Below are 16,084 nucleotides of genomic sequence, written 5' to 3'. Positions count from 1 at the left end.
CATCCACTATGTTGAAGGAAACGCTGAGCGCGGCACGTGACTTGGGACGATTACATGAAATCGCCACCATACTCATTCGTTGGGGCTTTGGCGATGTGGTCAATCGTCTCGGCGTGGCGCGCATACTCGAACGAGCGGGCAAAGTACTGCATTGGAAAGACATGCAGACTATACGCGAGTTAACCCCGCCACAGCGTTTGCGTCATGCCATGGAAGAGTTGGGACCGACCTTCATCAAACTTGGCCAGGTCCTCTCGACTCGCATGGATTTGTTTGCACCGGAGTGGATCGAGGCGTTTGAAGCCATGCAGGATGATGTGCCTGCATTGCCGTATGACTCGGTCGTTTCCCATATGCAACAGGCCTTGGGAGATGATCCAGAAAAGATATTCCGTTCTATAGAAAAAGAGGCGATTGCAGCTGCCTCTATTGCGCAAGTCTATCGCGCCGTCACCCATGACGGTGACAATGTCATCGTAAAGCTGCGCCGACCAAATATCGTCGAGCGCGTCGATAAGGACCTTCGCCTACTCCAACGTCTCGCCGAAATTGCCGCCAACAATATTGACGAGATCAAACGATTTCAGCCGTTGGATATCGTGCATCAGTTTGGTCAGTCGCTCAGGCGCGAACTCAATCTGGAAACCGAGTGTCGCTTCGCCGAAAGAATCTCGGCTAATCTGAGCGACGAAAAACATATCGTCATCCCTCGTGTCTACTGGCAGTGGACGAGTGAGACGCTGAATGTACAGGAATACATAGACGGTGTGCGCGGCACCAATCAGGGCAGACTGGATGAACTGGCATACAACAAAAAGTTGATCGCCAAGTATGGCGCCGATGCGGTGTTAAAAATGGTGATACGTGATGGTCTGTTTCACGCCGATCCACATTTAGGCAATATGATTTGTCTGCCCGATCAGCGCATCGCCTTGATCGACTTCGGCATGGTCGGGCGTCTAAGCGACCAGCGTCGTGAAGAAGTCACCGATCTACTTTTTGCATTGGTAAAAAAAGACCCACAAGGTGTCTTGGAGGTGGTGCTACTTTGGAATCCGGATACCAGCATCAACGAAACACGGCTTTTTGCTGATATCGATGATTTTCTCGATACCTATCATGGCCTGGATCTCAAAGAACTGCGCTTTACGGATTTATTGACTGATCTGGTGCGCATTATTCGCACCAATGAATTGCGTATGCCGCCTGATCTAACCTTACTCATTAAAGCGTTTATAACGCTTGAGGGCGTTGGAAAACGTCTCGATCCGGATTTCAATATCGTTAGTGAGGCAACGCCGTTTATTACACAAATTATTCACCGACGTTATCGCCCAGATGTGGTAGCAAAAAAAGGGTTTGAACAAACGGCGCAGTTCATTGAAAATGTCGCTGATCTGCCGAAAGAAGCAAAGGATTTGTTACGCTCGATCAAGCGTGGCGGATTGCAACTCAATATCGATATGACACGGCTCGACCACTTCGGACATCAAGTTGATCGTGCGGCGAGTCGATTGACTATTGGTATCGTCATTGCGGCATTGATAATAGGAACTTCTATTGTTACTGCAACTCAGCCGGAAACAACAGTTTTGGGCTTGCCCGTCTGGGGCATTATTGGTTTTATCACGGCGGCGCTCGGAGGCGTCTGGTTACTGATCTCTATCTGGCGCGGAAGCCGGGATTGAGTAGAGATCCTGGTATTATCCGAAACAGATGATACCGAGGCATCATCTTAGTCAGGAGATAGACGTGAATCTTGAACAGGCCGCAAGCACCTTATCAAATTCGTTAAGTCGAATACTGGATTTTCGGCGTGATGATCGTTTCTTGGTTGTGCTGGGCGAATTCAAAATCGAGGAAAAGCACAAGGCGAGAGCTATACTCGAAACTTATCTGCCAGAGATCTGGGACGAGGAAAATTTGCACAGCGCCCCCCAGTCTATTGACAACATTACCAGCGCCTTTGGTGGGATCAATGCCGGACAGGAATTACTGACCGCGACTTTTCCAGGTGAAGGAATACTATTTTGTGCCTGGTGGCCTTGGCGCAACGGGCAGGTTGTTTCACTCCGAATAGGCGTTATAAACCGCAATGCCGAAGAGACATTGACTGACGCGGGTTTGTCGGATGTGATGGCATGGTTTGGTGTAGCATAAACAGGTCATCGCCATTTTCTGGCTACAACGAAGACTGGCTGTCAATTTAGTAAGTCCATTTTGCGCACTTTCCTAAATCGAAGTGTATGCCAACCACCCACAAGGGTGTTTAGTTCCGTGGATGTTGGGTGCCAGATAGTATCGCGTTACACAAGTCCTCGGCACATATTCTGTCACCCTGTAATTCAAACGAAAAGGTAATCTCTTGCAGCATATTGAGTAAGGCTTCTTTTTCCAATGGGGAGCCGATCAATTGCTGACATAATGAATTCAGCGTTTCGGTCTGTTTTTTGTTCTCAATTCCATCGCTGTCCGTATCGAAGATTGACAGTGCGACGATTCTCATATCTTGTTCTAACAACAATACCGATAGTTGTCCAAAGTCGGTTTTAAATGAAGTTTCGGTAAGATAGCGTTGCGCCGAAATCTTGATTCCCGATGGAACCAGTCGTCGTCCGGATTCGTATAACCATTCCGGATCAGATAGCTCCTTCTCGGATTGTGTAATGAATTCGAGTTCCCTAGCCGTTGGTTTATCGATTCGAACCGTAAGATTCAAGCACTGCTCAACCTCCAGCAAAAATCTGTTGATCAGTTCGTCCCGCGTGGGTGGATTGTCGAGTTCCTTTTTTAGCGTGCTTATGTATTCGTCGAGAAACAGTTTCAGGCTCGAGCGAAATTGCCGTGAGGGGTTTTTTACTGCGTCACTCATTATTGTAGAGTCAAAATCAAACATGAAACTACCGGCCATTACAATGGCATTATTGATGGTGGCGCCGCCTGTACCACCAATTTTTCGCTGACCGACCTGAATATCATTGACAGGCTCAAAGCGCGCATTAACACCGAAATTGCGGTAAGTATTCACTACCGGCTCGATGAATATAGGGTAGATATCGACGGGACGCGTCGGCGCTTTGTTGCGAGGATAAATAAATTGGTAAAACAACTGGTGTCGATCCAGATAAACCGTACCCCCACCTATCTGTCGCCGAAGAACCGGCAAGTGGTTACGCTGGCAATAGGCCTCGTCGATCTCCAGTCTGATATCCTGGTGCATACCTACGCACATATAGGGTTCATTTGGGTTGGCCAGACATAATATGGGTTCATCGTCTGGAGCCATCGCCTCCGCAAGTCCATGATAAATCGCCTGTGAACGGAGTGACGAGACGTATCCAAAGTCGATAAAACGTATTTTCATCGTGGGTTCACTGTGATTTCTTTAGCATTTTAATCACAATTGCATCCGATGTCCGCCAGTCCATGAGAACAAAAAGCATAATTACTAGAAATCGTTATCTATTTCGCAAATCTAGCAGGGGTTAGGGTCTTGCACCGACGCAGTATTATAAAAGCAGGTTTGCTCTCATCTGCCAGCGTATCTATTCCAGGGTTATTGAGCTGGCCTAAGCGTGCTCGCGCGGCCAATGTGCAATATGACGTGGTGGCGGAACGAGTAGTCCGAGTCCCGGTTGCCGGTCTGAAACAGGTCATTGCATTTTGGCAGTTTACCGATCAGAACACAGGTAGCCCTCTTGCTATAGAGGCTTTGAGTGGAGATCTCGTCACGATTAATCTCACTAATACCCTGGCGGTGTCGGTAAGTCTGGAAATCCCCGGCTTGTTAAATAATGCAACAGTGTGCGAGCCAGGCCAGTCCCAAGTCTATTCGTTTAGCGCGCCCGTACAGCCGGGAAGCTATCTGTATTTTGATGCCATAAATGACACGCTTGGGCGCGCCATGGGCCTTTCAGGTTCCGTTGTGGTTCGTGCACAGGATGGTTCAAATACGTTTTTTGAAGGTCTACCACCTTTTCAACGAGAGCATGTTTTGCTGATGCAGGAAATAGACTCACGCTTGAATGATGCGGTGGATTCGGGATTATCGTATGACTTTCTCAACTATGAGCCGGATTACTTCTTCGTCAACAGATTGCTGTATCTGGGCGGAGAAGGCGTAAAGCTAACATTGGGCCTGGGTGAGAATGTTGCGATACGGTTCATCAACGCTGGTTTGATTTACTATCCGATGCACTTTCATGGTTACCACGTCAGTATTGTTTCGCGTAACCGTTCGCAGGTAAGCGATATCATTGAAAAAGACACTGTGTCTGTTCGGCCGGGGGAAGTTGTGGACACATTGCTCGCCGTCGGCCAGCAGGCTGGGTTGTATCCCTTGCATTCGCACTATGTTCCCGCCGTCACGAATAATGGTGTGTATCCCGGTGGTGGTTTGATTATGATGAACGCGAGTTAATGGTATGAGTGACGAGGAAGCGAAACAACATATCACACGCCGTGAGTTGCTCGGACTTACTGCGCTTGTTAGTACTGTCAGTGCATGCAGTGAGTGGCTTCCATCGGGCGAAACAAATCATTTGCAAAATAACACTCGTGCTCTTCGTGGCCAAGCACAAATCAATGCAAACGAGATCAATATACAGGCGAATATTGCGCCGCGTTTTCAGTCACTAACCCCAGGTAGTAATAACACTATCTCCCTGCGCGCAACCAATATGGATCCACCGCCGGTATCCATGAGTGATGGCGCTCAGCTTGTTGTGTGGAGTTTTAATACCACCATGAGTGGTGGATTCAATGGAGACAGAGTTTTTCCCGCACCATTGCTGGAAGTTGTCGAAGGGCAACTGGTCTCATTGGTGTTATTTAGCGCGGCGCCACACACCATACATTTACACGGGCTTGATGTAGATCAGGCCAACGATGGCGTACCGACGACTTCAGGCTATGTGTCTGGTGCGATGCCGTTCCCTATGCCCGGCACGCCATTTGGCTCAACTAGATTTCCGTCACCGTTTGCCTATGTGTTTACCGCACCTCAGGCAGGAACCTATATGTATCACTGCCATGTCGATACAGTTCTGCATATGGAAATGGGTATGAGTGGAGGCATTATCGTTCGTCCACCTGATGGAGACTTGAAAAGCATCTGGAGTGGAGGCCCGCAATTCGATCGTGAGTTCGTCTGGCATCTGCATACCGTGGATAGTACCTGGCATCAGTTTCGGGCAAGCAATCGAAACAATACCGTCCGCTATCGCCCGGATTATTTTCTCATCAATGGCAAAGAAGGCGCGCCTCTTATGGATGATCCCGTCAGCGCAATTCACGCATTTACCGATGAACGTGTTCTGGTGCGTCTTATCAATGTCGGTTATCTGCCTGCCAGTATCAATTTCGGTGATATTAACTTTGAGGTGGTTTCCTCCGATGGTCGTCCCCTTGGGCGGACGATAGTCAGTAATGAGTTTGTGGTCGCTCCCGGTGAACGTTACGATGTGTTGTTTACCATGCCTCCGGCGTTTAATGCCATCGCGAAAGTAGACTATTTCAATATCATGGGAACACGCATACTTGGTACGGCGTTGACCTCGATGATGAGTGTTTGATCTGGAGCCATAGGGATATTTGCTGGAATCTGGCATAATGCCGCTCTTTCCCGAACATACTGAACTCCAATTATGCTGGTCCGACTCAATAATGCCTCTTTAGCCTTTGGCCATCATCCCTTGCTCGATAAAGCGGAACTCACCCTGGAGTCTGCCGAAAGAGTGTGTTTGATCGGACGTAACGGCACCGGGAAATCTACTCTGATGAAGGTGATTGCGGGCGAAATCCAGTTGGATGATGGAGAGCTGTGGTGCAAGCCAGGCGTGCGCATTGCCCGCTTGCAGCAAGATGTCCCTCGCGACGATACACGCAAGGTATTTGATGTAATTGTCGAAGGCCTGGGTGACCTGGCGCAACTAGTCAGTGATTATCAGAAAATTACCCATCAGCTCGAAACATCAAGCGATGAAAAGTTGATGGAAAAACTTTCTCGCTTGCAGCACGAATTGGAAGCGAGAGATGGCTGGACGATACAGCAGCGTGTCGACGCCGTGGTTTCAAAGCTGGAACTACCGGTTAATAAGTCCATGAACGAACTATCCGGCGGATGGATACGCCGTACCTTGCTGGGACAGGCGCTGGCCTGTCAGCCTGACCTGTTATTACTCGACGAACCTACCAATCACCTGGATATCGAGGCAATTCAATGGCTCGAACAATTTCTCGTGCAGCAAAACATTGGCTTGTTATTTGTTACCCACGATCGCACCTTTTTACGCCGTCTGGCGACACGCATCATCGAACTGGATCGTGGGCATCTGACCTCCTGGCCCGGCGACTACGATAATTTTCTGCGCCGCAAAGAGGAACGACTTGCTGCAGAAGAAAACGAGAACCAACGTTTTGACAAAAAGCTCGCCCAGGAAGAGGTATGGATACGCCAGGGTATAAAGGCCAGACGTACGCGCAATGAAGGACGAGTGCGTCGCCTAAAGGCTCTACGTGAAGAGCGTGCGCGCAGACGTGACGTGCAAGGTAGTGTCTTCATGGGACTGGACAGCGGAGGAAGTAGCGGCAAGATAGTATTCGAAGTCGAAGACATAAACTATGCCTGGGAAGGCGAACCCTTGATTGAGCATTTTTCCACGCGAATCATGCGAGGTGATCGTATCGGTTTGATCGGCCCCAATGGTTGCGGCAAGAGCTCTCTATTGAAACTCCTGCTCAAGAAAACGGAACCCAATAGCGGCGAAGTAACGCAGGGTACAAATCTCACCGTGGCCTATTTCGACCAGCAACGTACCTTGCTCGATCCTAAGCGCACCGTAATTGAGAACGTTGGTGACGGCAAAGACTTTATCACGGTACAGGGACGTTCTCGTCACGTAATAAGTTACTTAAAAGATTTTCTGTTCGATCCTGAGCGTCTGAACTCGCCGGTTAGTACCCTTTCCGGTGGTGAATCCAATCGTCTAATGTTGGCAAAATTATTTACTCAACCGGCGAATGTGCTGGTGCTCGATGAGCCAACCAACGATCTGGATATGGATACTCTTGATTTACTAGAAGATCTGTTGAGTGAGTACGAGGGTACGCTCATCGTCGTCAGTCATGATCGTGATTTTCTCGACAATATTGTTACCTCGACGATTGTTTTTCACGGGCATGGTCGAGTGCAGGAATACGTCGGAGGATGGAGTGACTACGAACGACAGTCTTCCGCGCAAAAGAAACCTCTGCGTGACGATCCCCCCGCTGTTGAGCGAACACCTACGCCTGCCAGGCAAACTAAATCAGAAAGCAAACCGGCCAAGCTTAGCTATAAAGAACAACGCGAACTCGATGCCTTGCCTGGGCTAATTGAGTCGCTGGAAGCTGAACAGCTGAAATTGCAGCAGGCGAGTACCGATCCGTCCTTCTATCAGCAAAACCAACAGGCGGTGGCGGCGCAGCTATCCCGGCTGGAGGAGATCAGTGCCGAGCTGGAACGAGCGATTGAACGATGGGGTTTGCTGGAAGAACGCCAATCATCCTAGGTAGTCTGTGAACAAACCTGACTTGTGTAAGTGTCTCTGAAACGAGTTCGCCAAAAGTGTTCGTTTACTCGCTCGATTCTGTTTTGCTGGCGTGATGCAGGCAAACTCATTCGGGGGGTGCCGGGCTAGTCGAAGTTAAACGTTCGGACTCCTGCGCAGACAGGTATTTCCACGGAAGCGGGATTAAGCCAGGGACAAGTTCTCGGTATCGTCGGTAAGTATCGCCGAATTCGCAAATCAGTTTATTCTCTTCCAGGCGAGAACCGATCACAAAATAGATAGAAACGACAATGGCCGTGGTCAGTATGCCAACATTCATATCCTGGATCCAAATTAGTCCCAGAGCCAGTGAATACCAGGGATGCCGTACATAACGGTGCCAGTTACTAACCCGAAATTCCGCTGAAGTGGCCTTGTTTCGGTTAAAGGCGGCGTCCAGGCCGCTAAAATCCATGCCCCGGTAAAGACTTAGGCTCCACAGGAATAAAACGACAATGACTGCGGAAAACACCATCTGCAGGTATTTCCATGCCCCGGTCCACTGCCAAATCGCTTCCCAGTTACCTTTATGGAGAATAATTACCACTGGAATCAGCAATATGACAGCTAAGCTGTTATATACCAACCGGTACCAGCGTCTGCTAGACGGAAAACCTCTTCTGATTTTCTGTTTGAACCAGAAGGAAGCTAATAGCGAATGGATGAGAAAATAGCCCATCCAGGCCAGAATTAGTCCGTACATTGAAAAAAGTTGCATTTTTTACAAAAAAAATCCTAAGTCGCTGAATGTGTAAGCATAACGATAAGTAGTCAGATTATATGACTAATGTCGGAAGGATTTACAGCCAAATAAACACTTTCTTAATCAGTTGCTTATATGCCTAAAAAAACATGGAAAAACATAGGGATAAATTCCCGAGCCGAGCACTTTAATGACATAGGGAGATTAATCTAATAAAATCAGCACGCTGTCGTGACGGGGCGACAATTCATACAAAATAACTAGGAACGGAAACCAATTGAGGGGATCACGCGTAAGCGCCGGGATTCTTTACAATTTTACTAGTGACCATTTCGATTGCTTTAGAAAACAGTCGTATCTTTTTGTTATTTATATTAAAAAACATGTGGCACGAGTAGTGCAGATATGCATGAAAACATAATATTGCATTAATGAATGGCAATTAAAGTGACATGACTCGTGAATATGTGGGTGAATAAAAAATGTTAGTTCAATTACGACAAACCATTGCTTTGCTGATATTGATGGCGACCACCACCACCAGTATGGCTTCGCAAGCCAGTGATACTGAACAACCACACGAAGGCCGTGAACTCCGTTGTCTGGCACAAAATGTTTATTTTGAAGCCCGTGGTGAGCCAACGGCTGGACAGCTTGCTGTTGCTATGGTGACCATGAATCGCGTGTATTCAGAACAGTATCCAGACACCATATGTAAGGTTGTGTGGCAGCGTCGCCAGTTCAGCTGGACGCATGATGGAAAACCAGATACTCCAGACGATCGTAAATCCTGGCGTATGGCAAAACAAATTGCTGAATTTGTGTACAAAAAATATCAGGACCACCATCTTCGCACTAAAGGCGCGGTGGATTTGACCAAAGGGGCACTTTATTACTATGCGCCGAAGTTGGCCAATCCACACTGGGCACCTCTGAAAGAGGTTACTACTCAAATTGGTAGTCACGTCTTTCTGAAAAGCCGTTCATAAAAATTAATAAAAACCCCTTGGAGTTCAACTCCAAAAAAAAGCCGCTGATGAGCGGCTTTTTTTATGCATATCCAAAAGTGATTGTAGATTCTGGTGTAAAAGGCCAGGAACGGAGCAATACTTAGTAGGCAAGAGACCGGGTAAAAAAGCGCTTGTCCGGTAATCCCGGTTTGTGACACAGTTCGTAATCTCTAAGTTTTACCGTTGTCTAGCTTCTATACTAGGTTTCAGTTTTCCACTGAGGTGGCCGATAAATTATAAAAGGGCCAAAGGATAGGATGTGTATGATGTTCGGGATAACAGGTCCATCAATTTTGCGACTCGATGTGTCCGGGTATCCGGTAGGCTGGATTCCCTGGCAGGATGCAGTTTGTCTTTACGTCAAAGAATTGGTTGCATGGGAAACCGGCGAAACAGAGTTCACAATACTCGGCGGGTATTCTCGCCTTTCTGGTCTACGCTCCTCAATTTCGATTAATTCCATTATCGCTGTTCGTAATTCCCGTTTTCATCACGGACATCATAACCATATTCCCCATTTAACTAACCGCGAATTATTTCGTCGCGATCGCAACATGTGTATGTATTGCGGGCAGACGTATACAGATGGGGATCTGACACGTGACCACGTGGTGCCTCGATCACAAGGTGGGATCGACTGGTGGACAAATGTCGTAGCGGCGTGTCGACGTTGCAATACCGCGAAAGGTGGACGGACACCGGAAGAGGCGCGTCAACCGCTTTTAGCAATACCTTTCGTACCGAATCCAGCCGAATATTTGGCGTTGAAGAATCGTCGCATCCTGGCGGATCAGATGGAATTTTTAAAGCGGCAGTTTCATCACGACTGTTTGATGGATCTCGCACCTGCGTCATTTTAGCTTGTGACAGTCGTAATGATGTCCAGGGGTACGCGTATTCCTCTCTGATATTCTTCGATGCATAACATTAGTTGTGGACTTCGGTGTTGTGCCCCGCGTTTTTGTAACTCTTCTTTGGTATACCAGTTTGCGGCAACAATCCCATCATCCAGGGGTTGGTTTGCATTGTAGTCCGATATTTCCCCGCAAAAGGCAAATCGTAAATAGGTGTCACCACTTCGTGGATGACGCCAGTGATAAATTCCGATAATTGCTTCAGGTGAAAACAGCCAGCCTGTTTCTTCACGTGTTTCCCGAATAACTGCTTCAATGAGAGTTTCACCGTCCTCCCAGTGTCCCGCCGGTTGATTCAGCACAATTTTGCCGTCAATCTCTTCTTCCACGATAAGAAATTTATTCTCGCGCTCGATTACAGCGGCAACGGTGACGCGTGGTTTCCATTGTTCTGACATAAGTGTTATTCCAGTAAAATATTTGGCATATAAAGTAGCGCATGCTAGCGCAAAGTGCTTGGAAATCTACCGCTGCTGTCAACTTTATGAACAATGTGACATCATAGGCGGTCTGTATAAAAAGCGAATTATTATCACAACTCAGGTTTAGGTCCCACGTGAAAATCAGAATTCTATTGCTGCTTGCGCTTTCAAGTGTGATTCCCTTCAGCAGTATTGCCGCAGATAAAGAAAAAAGAGGTCCAAGGCCGGCACCTGTTGTGGTTGCCGCCGCCGTTGAACAATTGCTGGCACCAACGATATTGGTACCGGGAACCGTAATCAGTCGGCAGGAAGCCGAGCTGCCGGCCGAAGTGGCAGGCAAGCTCAATTGGGTGGCCGAGGTGGGGACTCGGGTGCACAAAGGCGAGCCCGTGGCCAAGCTTGATTTAACCCTGCAGGAATTGCGGGCAAAAGAGAATGCTGCCAGCCTGAAACGTGAGGAGGCAAGACTCGCCTTTATCGAACGCGAGCTGACGCGATTACAGGCGTTAATAGGCAGCGGTCACGCGACGCAGAACGATCTGGAAAAGCGACTTATGGAGCGTGATGTGGCCGGAAGTGAGGTAAGCCTGATGTCTGCCAAGGTGAAGCTCGATAACGAGACCTTGGCTCGCTTTGTCATCCGCGCCCCTTTTGATGGAGTGGTGGCCACACGTTACCGCCGTAACGGAGAATGGATAGGCAATGGCGACAAGGTTGTAACACTGTCCAATCCGGATGCGCTTGAGATTGTGGTGAGGGTATCGGAAAAAACCGTAGTCAATATTGTGCAGGGCCAGTATCTACAGATGCATAGGGGTGAAACGCCCACCACAGGGCGTGTGAAAGCCCTGGTACCGGTTGGTGAGCGACAGTCACTTCTTTATGACGTGCGTCTGGAGGTGAGTGATGCTTCAGGTTGGTTGGCAGGTCAGACCGTCAGAGTGTCAATGCCAGTAGGTACGCCGCGCATGGTTACGGCAGTGCCACGGGATGCCCTGGTGATGCGGCGCAGTGGGATTTCGATTTATCGCGTTGGTGAAGAAGATAAGGCCGAGCGTGTAGAGGTTCAGACAGGTATTGCCAGCGGCGATCTTATTGAAGTCATTGGCGCAGTGAAAGCCGGTGATAGTGTAGTCATACGTGGCAGTGAGCGATTGCGGCCCGGTCAAACACTTTCCATTCAGACTGGTGGCGATCCCTCGTGAATCTGACCAAAATTTCGCTAGGAAATCCGGTGGCTGTGATGGTCGGGGTCATTCTGGCTATCTTGTTCGGGTTTATCAGTTTGTCCCGTTCGCCCGTGCAGTTAACCCCTGAGGTAGAGAAACCCGAAATCACGATTCGTACCGCATGGCGTTCAGCCGCGCCGGAAGAAATCGAATCGGAAATCGTCGAACCGCAGGAAAAGGTTTTGCGCGGGCTCCCTGGCATGACCGATATGGTGTCCAAGGCCCAGCGCGGCACAGGTGAGATCACCATGACCTTCATGGTGGGCATGGATATGCAGCGCGGTCTACTCGAAGTTCTCAACCGTCTCAACCGTGTTCCCTTCTACCCCGAAGATGCCGAAGAGCCGACCATACATAGCGTCGGTGGCAATTCCCGTGCGATTGCCTGGTTCATACTCAAACCTCTGCCGGGAAACGATCGCCACATTTCCAGTTATCACGACTTCGCTGAAGAGGTTATTCAAACTCGATTTGAACAGGTGCCAGGCGTAGCGCAATCAGAAGTGCGCGGCGGGCGCGAACGTGAAGTACGAATTTCCTTTGATCCCTATAAAACAGCGACCCTGGGCGTGCAATTGCCTCGAGTTGCGAGGCTGGCCGGTGCGAGTAAGGACACCTCGGCCGGTGAGGTCGATGTCGGCAAGCGGCGTTATACATTGCGCTTTGCAGGTAAATACGATGTTGAACAAATCGGCGATATGGTGCTGGAGTGGCGTGAGGGCAATCCCATACGCTTACGCGACGTCGCCGACATTGATGTGCGTCTGGTAGATCGCACCGGCTTTGTAATCCAGAATGGCGACGTGGCCATGGCAATTAATGCCCATCGCGAAACCGGTGTTAATGTGCTTGATGTCATGCAAGGCTTGCGCGATGCGGCAGAAGAGTTACGTCAGGGACCACTGAAACGCGCCAGGCTGAGTTTCGAGCAGGTTTACGACGAAACCACGTATATCGATCGTTCGATTGAATTAGTGACCAGTAATCTGGTCATGGGCATATTGCTCGCTGTGGGTGTGTTGTGGTGGTTTTTGCGCAAGTTTCGCGCAACACTGATTGTGGCCGTTGCGATTCCGGTTTCTATCGTTAGTACGTTTATTCTGCTGGATGCCTTTGGGCGTACGATTAATGTTATTTCCCTGGCAGGTATGGCCTTCGCGGTGGGAATGGTACTCGATGCGGCTATTGTGGTGCTGGAAAATATCGTCCGGCTTCGAGAGGAGGGCGAGGATGCACCAACCGCTGCCCTGCATGGGACCTCCCAGGTGTGGGGTGCGCTTTTGGCATCTACTGCGACGACGGTTGCCATATTTTTACCTGTGGTATTCCTTGAAGAAGAGTCGGGGCAATTATTCGCTGATTTGGCGGTAACGATTGCGGTTGCAATCTGTTTTTCACTACTAGCGGCAATCACCGTATTACCCACGGCGGCGCAACAGTGGTTGGCCAGAACCGAACTTAATGACATACACGCTCATTGGTGGAAGTCTGCCACAGCCAAAGTTATGTTCCTCACTGATACTTCAACGCGACGTGGTCTGTGGATAGCCACGTTAATTATTTTGCCATCTGTTCTTGCCTGGGCATTGTTGCCGAAAGCCGATTACTTACCACAAGGCAATCGCAATCTGGTCTTTGCTTTTATTCTTCCTCCGCCAGGCATTAACGTCGACACTCTCGAAAAAGAGATGGGCATGGTGGTGGCCAAGCGTATGCAGCCCTATGTCGATGGTGAAAAAGATCTCAAGGTGAAGAACTATTTCTTTGTGGTATTCGGTGGCGGCGCATTTATGGGTGTGCGCGCGGAAGATCCGTCGCGTACGGATGAGCTGGTGCCGCTGGTGAACAAATTGATAGGTGGTTTCCCGGATACCCTGGCCTTTGCCAAACGGTCTTCACTATTCGGTGGTTTCGGTGGCGGGCGTACAATCGATATTGATATACAGGGAAGTAATCTTGAATCTTTATTGATGGCGGCACAAAAAGGCTTTGGTGAGGTCACTGAAGTTTTGCCTGGATCGTCTGTACGACCGTTTCCGGGACTGGATCTGGCGAATCCTGAACTACGCCTGGTACCTGACGAAAGGCGCGTCGCCGAAGTTGGGTGGACACGCGGCGACATCGGTGGAGTTATACGCGCACTCGGTAGTGGAATGTATGTCGGTGATTATTTTGATGGTGAACAACGCCTCGATGTCATATTGCGCGCGCAGGAATGGCGCACGCCAGAAGATCTGGCAGCGATTCCCTTGTCTACGCCAAATGCCGGTGTCGTACCTTTAGGAGAGTTGATCAATGTTGTTCGAACAGCCGGGCCGGAAGAGATTCGTCGTATCAATCGGCGTCGTACGATCACGTTACAGGTAACACCACCGGATAACGTATCGTTGGAAGAGGCGATTGAAGTCTTGCGTGAAAAAGTGGAGCCGCAGCTGGTTGAACTCTTGCCGGAAGATGGCGATGTGCGTTACTCCGGTACAGCGGACAAACTCGAAGTGGCCTTGTCGAGCATGCTGGGCAGTTTTGCGTTAGCCATTGTGATTCTTTATTTGTTGATCAGCGCCTTGTTTAGATCGTTTCTCGATAGTCTGCTTGTGTTGTTAACCATACCGCTGGCAACCATCGGTGGAATCATTGCGTTGAGCATCATGAACCTCTTCAGTTTCCAGCCCATGGATTTGTTGACCATGATTGGCTTTGTTATTTTACTCGGCCTGGTGGTGAATAATGCCATCCTGCTGGTTCATCAGACGCGTGAGGCAGAGCGTGAAGGAATGTCTCGACGCGAAGCGGTAGAGCAGTCGGTACGCTTGCGTTTACGTCCAATATTGATGACGACCTTAACCAGCATTTTCGGCATGTTGCCGCTGTTGCTGGTGCCTGGAGCGGGCGCAGAGTTGTACCGCGGTCTTGCGGTCGTCATTGTTGGTGGCATGTCTCTGAGTACGGTATTTACCTTGATACTGTTGCCGAGTCTGTTGCGCCTGCGAGAACAGACGCCGATACAGGGCACTTCGATTTATCGATAGCGAAAAAAGGAAGAAAATGGAATACGCATACAAGCTGGATTTCAAAGTGCGCGACTACGAATGCGACATACAAGGCGTAGTCAACAACAGTGTGTATCAAAACTATTTAGAACATGCGCGTCATGAGTTTCTATTAGACCGGGGTATCGACTTCGCCGAACTGGCGATGAAAAATATCAATCTGGTGGTCGTGCGCGCAGAGCTGGATTATCGTTTACCACTGCGTAGTGGCGAGAAGTTCTGGGTGGGTCTTAATCTGCAGCGCGCCTCGAAAGTGCGTTTCGAATTTCTGCAAGACATTTATCGCGCCGCTGATGACAAGTTAATTCTGAACGCCAAAGTAACTGGTACATCGCTCAATGAGCGGGGGCGACCCTTTGTGCCGGAAATGTTGGAAGCGTTGTTTACTCAGGTCCCAGCAGAGATGGCTCCCTGACTCGCATCCAGCCGGTAAGACTATAGCGGTCTCTGCGGGCAGGAAGGACTTCGTGATAAAAGATTTCGCTCAGGAATACCACTAATCTGCCAGCGGTAGGGTTGATAGTTTCAATAACGGTATGTCCACCCTGGTCATACAGCAGTAGCTCACCTCCGTCATCCTTACACCAGTTCTCATTCAGATAGAGGATAAGGCTAACCTTCCGACAATTACTGCCTCTGAAGGCGTCCAGGTGTTTTTTGTAGAATGCGCCCGGAGCGTAGTGAGCGAAGTGGCACTCGAACGTTTGCAATCCCAGAAACAGGGTGCGGTTTAGGTGTGTACGTAAACCCTCCGTCCAGTCTAAATACGTCTTGGGGGCGAGGTCATTTTCGTTTACCCAGCAAATCTCGTCACTGCGTATGGCAGAGTTTTGTTGCAGCTCATCGATGCGCCCAATTCCTGCTTTTTTGAAGTAAGACACGTCCAGGTTCTGCGCGTGGTGCGTCAGCTGTTTGATAATAGAGGTATCAAATAATTGGTCAAGTATGAGATAGCCTTCAACTGACAGTGCCCCTTCTATAGCGTCGAATTGGCTTTGTATTGGGGGTTGCTGGGAGGATATAGCAGTACTCACGACGACTCATATTCTTTCGATTAGCGGTCCGCATTGTCTTCCACAAATAATATTTCGGATATATACTAATCGTGATCGTTTTGATTAATATTATTAATTGAATATTTTAAATTCTCGCTCGTCTTAGTACGCG

At 49.1% G+C, this 16,084-nt stretch carries 14 protein-coding genes; 10 read left to right on the top strand and 4 right to left on the bottom strand.

Features of this window, described 5'->3' with window-relative positions; genetic code table 11:
- Window positions 1-8: 8 nt before the first annotated feature.
- Both OEZ43_13120 and OEZ43_13115 read left to right on the top strand, forming a co-directional pair.
- Complete coding sequence (locus OEZ43_13120; protein MDH5546529.1) at window positions 9-1,688, top strand: AarF/UbiB family protein; 1,680 nt, start codon at window positions 9-11, stop codon at window positions 1,686-1,688.
- 64 nt (window positions 1,689-1,752) lie between these two features.
- Window positions 1,753-2,160 (top strand): hypothetical protein, encoded by a 408-nt coding sequence (locus OEZ43_13115; protein ID MDH5546528.1) that lies wholly within the window; start codon window positions 1,753-1,755, stop codon window positions 2,158-2,160.
- Between the two features lie 109 nt (window positions 2,161-2,269).
- On the opposite strand, the gene OEZ43_13110 is transcribed toward OEZ43_13115, so the two are convergent.
- On the bottom strand, window positions 2,270-3,364 hold the full coding sequence (locus tag OEZ43_13110) for a lipoate--protein ligase family protein (GenBank protein ID MDH5546527.1): 1,095 nt from the start codon (window positions 3,362-3,364) through the stop codon (window positions 2,270-2,272).
- A gap of 129 nt (window positions 3,365-3,493) precedes the next feature.
- On the opposite strand from OEZ43_13110, the gene OEZ43_13105 reads away from it, so the two are divergent.
- The 3 genes from OEZ43_13105 to OEZ43_13095 all read left to right on the top strand — a co-directional run bounded on the left by OEZ43_13105 (window position 3,494) and on the right by OEZ43_13095 (window position 7,550).
- Entirely contained in the window at window positions 3,494-4,420 is a 927-nt protein-coding gene (locus OEZ43_13105; protein MDH5546526.1) for a multicopper oxidase domain-containing protein, read from the top strand.
- Between the two features lie 4 nt (window positions 4,421-4,424).
- The gene (locus tag OEZ43_13100) at window positions 4,425-5,573 is read left to right on the top strand and encodes a multicopper oxidase domain-containing protein (protein MDH5546525.1); all 1,149 of its coding nucleotides are present in this window, start codon (window positions 4,425-4,427) and stop codon (window positions 5,571-5,573) included.
- A 72-nt stretch (window positions 5,574-5,645) separates the two neighbouring features.
- Entirely contained in the window at window positions 5,646-7,550 is a 1,905-nt protein-coding gene (locus OEZ43_13095) for an ATP-binding cassette domain-containing protein (GenBank protein MDH5546524.1), read from the top strand.
- A 106-nt stretch (window positions 7,551-7,656) separates the two neighbouring features.
- Here OEZ43_13095 and OEZ43_13090 read toward each other — a convergent pair whose 3' ends face one another.
- Entirely contained in the window at window positions 7,657-8,307 is a 651-nt protein-coding gene (locus OEZ43_13090; GenBank protein MDH5546523.1) for a hypothetical protein, read from the bottom strand.
- Window positions 8,308-8,774: 467 nt separating this feature from the next.
- Here OEZ43_13090 and OEZ43_13085 point away from each other — a divergent pair, with 467 nt between their 5' ends.
- Window positions 8,775-9,281, top strand: a complete 507-nt coding sequence (locus OEZ43_13085; protein ID MDH5546522.1) for a cell wall hydrolase — start codon at window positions 8,775-8,777, stop codon at window positions 9,279-9,281.
- A gap of 287 nt (window positions 9,282-9,568) precedes the next feature.
- Complete coding sequence (locus OEZ43_13080) at window positions 9,569-10,162, top strand: HNH endonuclease (GenBank protein MDH5546521.1); 594 nt, start codon at window positions 9,569-9,571, stop codon at window positions 10,160-10,162.
- On the opposite strand, the gene OEZ43_13075 is transcribed toward OEZ43_13080, so the two are convergent.
- A complete protein-coding gene (locus OEZ43_13075) occupies window positions 10,159-10,614 on the bottom strand; it encodes an NUDIX hydrolase (GenBank protein ID MDH5546520.1) in 456 nt (151 codons plus the stop codon). The genes OEZ43_13080 and OEZ43_13075 overlap by 4 nt on opposite strands.
- Before the next feature lie 158 nt (window positions 10,615-10,772).
- Here OEZ43_13075 and OEZ43_13070 point away from each other — a divergent pair, with 158 nt between their 5' ends.
- From OEZ43_13070 to OEZ43_13060, 3 genes are read left to right on the top strand one after another with little or no spacing between them, the layout of a single operon-like run.
- Window positions 10,773-11,843, top strand: a complete 1,071-nt coding sequence (locus tag OEZ43_13070; GenBank protein MDH5546519.1) for an efflux RND transporter periplasmic adaptor subunit — start codon at window positions 10,773-10,775, stop codon at window positions 11,841-11,843.
- Window positions 11,840-14,896 (top strand): efflux RND transporter permease subunit, encoded by a 3,057-nt coding sequence (locus OEZ43_13065; GenBank protein MDH5546518.1) that lies wholly within the window; start codon window positions 11,840-11,842, stop codon window positions 14,894-14,896. Before OEZ43_13070 ends, OEZ43_13065 begins: the two co-directional genes overlap by 4 nt.
- A gap of 16 nt (window positions 14,897-14,912) precedes the next feature.
- Window positions 14,913-15,332, top strand: coding sequence for an acyl-CoA thioesterase (locus OEZ43_13060; GenBank protein ID MDH5546517.1), 420 nt, complete (start codon window positions 14,913-14,915; stop codon window positions 15,330-15,332).
- Here the strand turns inward: OEZ43_13060 and OEZ43_13055 are convergent.
- The gene (locus OEZ43_13055) at window positions 15,301-15,951 is read right to left on the bottom strand and encodes a 2OG-Fe(II) oxygenase (protein MDH5546516.1); all 651 of its coding nucleotides are present in this window, start codon (window positions 15,949-15,951) and stop codon (window positions 15,301-15,303) included. The two genes, OEZ43_13060 and OEZ43_13055, sit on opposite strands and share 32 nt — an antisense overlap.
- Window positions 15,952-16,084 lie beyond the last annotated feature (133 nt).

It is taken from the genome of Gammaproteobacteria bacterium (assembly GCA_029881255.1).
Lineage (GTDB): Bacteria > Pseudomonadota > Gammaproteobacteria > S012-40 > S012-40 > JAOUMY01.
Note: the sequence above shows the minus strand (reverse complement) of the source record. Positions and strands in the feature narration are given on the sequence as shown.

What these genes read in the sequence shown, in the direction of transcription:
- OEZ43_13075 (MDH5546520.1), bottom strand. Translation starts at nt 10,614, where the DNA reads ATGTCAGAACAATGGAAACCACGCGTCACCGTTGCCGCTGTAATCGAG.
- OEZ43_13060 (MDH5546517.1), top strand. Translation starts at nt 14,913, where the DNA reads ATGGAATACGCATACAAGCTGGATTTCAAAGTGCGCGACTACGAATGC.
- OEZ43_13100 (MDH5546525.1), top strand. Translation starts at nt 4,425, where the DNA reads ATGAGTGACGAGGAAGCGAAACAACATATCACACGCCGTGAGTTGCTC.
- OEZ43_13085 (MDH5546522.1), top strand. Translation starts at nt 8,775, where the DNA reads ATGTTAGTTCAATTACGACAAACCATTGCTTTGCTGATATTGATGGCG.
- OEZ43_13080 (MDH5546521.1), top strand. Translation starts at nt 9,569, where the DNA reads ATGTTCGGGATAACAGGTCCATCAATTTTGCGACTCGATGTGTCCGGG.
- OEZ43_13110 (MDH5546527.1), bottom strand. Translation starts at nt 3,364, where the DNA reads ATGAAAATACGTTTTATCGACTTTGGATACGTCTCGTCACTCCGTTCA.
- OEZ43_13120 (MDH5546529.1), top strand. Translation starts at nt 9, where the DNA reads ATGTTGAAGGAAACGCTGAGCGCGGCACGTGACTTGGGACGATTACAT.
- OEZ43_13090 (MDH5546523.1), bottom strand. Translation starts at nt 8,307, where the DNA reads ATGCAACTTTTTTCAATGTACGGACTAATTCTGGCCTGGATGGGCTAT.
- OEZ43_13095 (MDH5546524.1), top strand. Translation starts at nt 5,646, where the DNA reads ATGCTGGTCCGACTCAATAATGCCTCTTTAGCCTTTGGCCATCATCCC.